At 48.4% G+C, this 4,396-nt stretch carries 3 protein-coding genes; all 3 read left to right on the top strand.

The window, feature by feature from the left end; translation table 11 throughout:
* The first annotated feature begins 208 nt into the window (after positions 1-208).
* Positions 209-1,231: a Holliday junction branch migration DNA helicase RuvB gene (ruvB, locus tag WBV75_RS07805; RefSeq protein WP_424120071.1), complete on the top strand. Its 1,023-nt coding sequence runs from the start codon at positions 209-211 to the stop codon at positions 1,229-1,231.
* Positions 1,232-1,246: 15 nt separating this feature from the next.
* Positions 1,247-2,626, top strand: coding sequence for a cytochrome P450 (locus tag WBV75_RS07810; RefSeq protein WP_424120072.1), 1,380 nt, complete (start codon positions 1,247-1,249; stop codon positions 2,624-2,626).
* 335 nt (positions 2,627-2,961) lie between these two features.
* Complete coding sequence (locus WBV75_RS07815) at positions 2,962-4,344, top strand: FAD-binding oxidoreductase (protein ID WP_424120073.1); 1,383 nt, start codon at positions 2,962-2,964, stop codon at positions 4,342-4,344.
* Positions 4,345-4,396: the final 52 nt, after the last annotated feature.

Here is a 4,396-nt window from a genome sequence, read left to right on the forward strand (position 1 = left end):
ATACTGGGAGAGGTTAAATGTAGCCATAGAGTTAAGTGTTTTTGGCGGTTAATAGTATTTTAATGATGTGTTTTTACGCTTTTGAAATTAAAGTACAAAGAAGGGGAATTACCTGTGTTAAAAACATGATAAATATCAAAGAATTTCAATAAAATAGCGCGTTTCACAGATTCGGTGGCGTTTTGAGTTTCCCTATCTTTGTGCTGTTATGAATGAACACCTCGACCCGTCAGCCGATCATCTTTCACAGGAGGAACTCGATATAGAAAGGGCTCTGAGACCGGTCTCCTTTGATGATTTTTCCGGACAGCGCAAGGTATTGGAAAACCTTCAGGTTTTCGTGCAGGCGGCCAACATGAGGCAGGAAGCCCTGGACCATACCTTATTGCACGGTCCTCCGGGTCTGGGAAAAACAACATTGGCTCATATTCTGGCCAATGAACTCGGTGTGGGTTTAAAAGTTTCCTCCGGCCCTGTTTTGGATAAGCCGGGAGACCTGGCCGGGTTGTTGACAAACCTCGAAGAACGCGACGTCCTTTTTATCGATGAAATCCATCGACTGAGCCCTGTGGTGGAGGAATACCTCTATTCCGCCATGGAGGACTTTAAGATCGATATTATGATCGAGTCCGGACCCAATGCCCGTTCTGTACAGATACACCTAAGCCCCTTTACGCTGGTAGGAGCCACCACGCGTTCCGGTTTGCTTACCGCTCCGATGCGTGCCCGTTTCGGGATTAACAGCCGTCTGGAGTATTACGACACCGAACTGTTGGCTACCATCGTGGAGCGCTCAGCCGAAATCCTGAAAGTGCCTATCACCCAGGATGCAGCTATAGAAATTGCCGGAAGAAGCCGGGGTACCCCCAGGATTTGCAATGCCCTTCTGCGACGTATCCGTGATTTCGCACAGATCAAAGGAAACGGAAAAATTGACCTGGATATATCGAAGTACGGATTGCACGCACTTAACGTAGATACGTACGGACTTGATGAGATGGATAATAAAATTTTGTCGACCATTATCGATAAATTTAAAGGGGGTCCTGTGGGGTTGAACACTGTGGCTACGGCCGTTTCAGAAAATGCTGAGACCATTGAGGAGGTGTACGAACCTTTCCTGATCCAACAGGGATTCCTCATGCGCACCCCCAGGGGCAGGGAGGTTACAGAACTGGCCTACCGCCACCTTGGAAAAATTCGCGGTGGCGAGCAGCCCGGTTTATTCTAATACTATCATCCTGTAATGCCTGTAAAACCCAAGACTTCGAATAGCCCTGAGTCCGTAGGAAGTCATCGAAATCCTCGGGAGGTCCATCAGGTTTCTCAATGGGAAGTATTTAAGAATCGCAAACGCATCCTCAGAAATCCACTTCCGTTTCACCAGGAGAAGTTTGGGGAATACGGCAATACATTTATCGTCCGCATTGGCCCGAGAAAGCGGATTGTCTTCACGAGAGAACCGTCTACGGTGCGAAATATCCTCCAGAAGAACCACCGGAATTACAAAAAATCTGAATTGCAAACACGGGACCTGGCCAAATATATCGGACATGGGATTCTGACCAGTGAGGGGGATTTTTGGCGGAAACATCGCAAGATGATTCAACCGGCATTTCATAAGGAACAATTACAGGGTTTACTCGATCTGATGTACAGCGCCATTCGCGAGGAGTTATCCGGTCTGCCGGAGGACCAGATTATCGATATCTTTCCCAAGATGAGCGACCTCGCCTTTCAGGTGGTGGCCCAATCCCTTTTCAGGGCAGGAGATTTCCGGGAGGATATGAACCGGTTACAGGAGATCACCGAGGATAATCAGCGAATGCTGATACGGGAAATGCGACAACCCTACCTTAAGTGGTGGTTTCAATTGTCAGGCCGTATCGGCCATCATCTTGGGCTTTCTCAGGAGGCCAGGAATATTCTCGACGAACTAATAGAAGACCGGATGCAGTCCGAAAAGAGGCGGGGGGATCTTCTCGACATGTTGCTCGATGCCCGCTATGAAGATGGCAGTCCGATGCCCAGGAGACAGCTGATCGATGAGTTGATTATCCTCTTTACCGCCGGCCATGAAACAACAGCCAATGCCCTGAGTTTTGCTGTTTTCCTCATTGCGTCACATCCCCGGGTGCAGCAACGTTTGTACGAGGAAGTCCGCCAGGTGGATTTTGAGGGCGATAAACTTAAGGCCCTGCGCAACCTGGGTTATGCCCAACAATGCATCGAAGAAGCGATGCGTCTTTTCCCGCCTGTGTACGTAATCGACAGGGTATCTGTGAATCCGGAAACGCTGCAGGGACATTCCTTTCCCGGGGGGACTACCTGGCTTTTGAGTATTTACGAATTACATCGCAGCCCAGACCTGTGGGACAATCCCGAAGCCTTTATTCCCGAGCGCTTTGAGCCCGCGCTTAGAAAAAAGTATTCCGGGTTTTATTTTCCCTTTGGCGCAGGCCCCCGAATGTGTATCGGGAATGTTTTTGCCATGAACGAAATGATGCTGACCATCGGTTGGCTTATCCAGAATTACCGAATCACCACCCCGGCCGATGTTTTGGAAATTAATCCCCTGATCTCCCTTAAACCGGGTAAGGTACCCCTCCGACTGGAAATGCGGTAGCCTGGTTTTCCCAAGTAACATTCCCGGAGCATTGCGGATTCATTAGGGTGCTCATACATTGTGCAAAGACCTGAAGCAGAAAAACCCTGGAACAGGAACTTTATCCTGAAAGTCAGACATTCCAGAAGTCCATTAGATCAATATTTTATTAATCAGCTGAAAATAAGGCGACAAGGATAAATATTTCGTACCTTAAGTAGCACCGGCACCTAAATTCTCGAAGAAATCCGTCTGATGAATCATTTCTCTTGTTTTAAGAAGCAGGACGGGTAAATAACCCATTGTGCATTCCATGAATTTAGACCTGTAATAAACAAACAACTTAATCAAAGCTTATGGAAACTGCATTAGATGATCTGAAGAGTGCGCTGAGGGGAAATCTGGTTTTACCTGAAGATTCGAACTATGATCACACCCGGAAAATATACAACGGGATGATCGACAAAAAGCCAGCTGTGATTGCCATGTGTGTAGATGTGGCAGATGTGATTGCCGCATTACAATATGGCCGTGAGAACAATATGTTGATAGCCGTAAGAGGAGGAGGCCACAACGGAGGTGGTCTGGGAACCTGCGATGATGGATTGGTTATCGATTTATCAGGCATTAAATATGTACGTGTAAATACAGAGGATAATACAGTTCGGGTAGGGGGTGGAAACCTGTGGGGAGAAGTGGATCATGCCACACACCCCTTTAGCCTGGCCGTCCCTGCTGGGATTATTTCCACTACAGGGGTCGGAGGACTTACCCTGGGGGGAGGCGTAGGGCACCTTTCGCGCAAATACGGCCTGACCATAGATAACCTCCTGGAAGCAGACATGGTACTGGCTGATGGCTCCTTTGTCACCGTGAACCAGACCCACCATCCCGATCTTTTCTGGGCGATTCGCGGGGGCGGAGGGAATTTTGGAATCGTAACTTCCTTCAAATTCCAGGGGCATCCCGTTTCCACTGTGATTGGAGGTCCGACCTTATGGCCCATTGAACGCGCGGAAGAAGTTATCGCATGGTATGATCAGTTTATCAACCAGGCACCTGAGGAATTAAACGGTTTTCTGGCTACGATGGTTATTCCGGGCCCTCCCTTTCCGGAGTCATTACATATGAAAAAATTCTGCGGGATTGTTTGGTGTTATGCGGGTGATGATCAGGAAGCCTTCGACCGCCTTTTCCAACCGGTGAAAGCGATGAATCCTGTTTTTGAGCATGTTGGGCCAATGCCCTATCCTTCTGTTCAAACTCTTTTTGACGGATTGTTCCCATCAGGAATGCAATGGTACTGGAGGGCTGATTTTTTTGATTCCCTCGGTCCCGAGGTGGGAGCAGCCCACCTTGAATTTGGTTCGAGTATCCCGACACCTTTGTCACAGATGCACCTTTACCCCATCAGTGGTGCGGCTTCGAGGGTAGCACACGATGCCACCCCATGGGCCTATCGGGATGCTAAATACGCCGGGGTCATCGTTGGGGTTGATCCCGATCCGGCCAACGCCGGTAAGATAACGGACTGGTGCAAAGCGTACTGGAGCGCGCTTCACCCTTATTCCATGGGTGGGGCTTATTCAAATTTTATGATGGAGGAGGGACAGGAACGGGTTATGGCTTCCTATAAGGATAATTACGCCCGCCTGGTACAGATCAAATCCAAATACGATCCTGAAAACATATTCAGGGTAAACCAGAATATTCATCCGGTTTTATCGAGTAAAACGTAATCGACACTTCAAATTTTCTTTAAATGTCCTAAAGCCTTACTTTAGGCTTGTG

Source organism: Robiginitalea sp. (assembly GCF_049588695.1).
In the GTDB taxonomy this organism is placed as follows: Bacteria; Bacteroidota; Bacteroidia; order Flavobacteriales; family Flavobacteriaceae; genus Robiginitalea.

Excerpts from the sequence above, each read along its gene's own strand:
- ruvB (WP_424120071.1), top strand. The coding sequence starts at position 209 with ATGAATGAACACCTCGACCCGTCAGCCGATCATCTTTCACAGGAGGAA.
- WBV75_RS07810 (WP_424120072.1), top strand. The coding sequence starts at position 1,247 with ATGCCTGTAAAACCCAAGACTTCGAATAGCCCTGAGTCCGTAGGAAGT.
- WBV75_RS07815 (WP_424120073.1), top strand. The coding sequence starts at position 2,962 with ATGGAAACTGCATTAGATGATCTGAAGAGTGCGCTGAGGGGAAATCTG.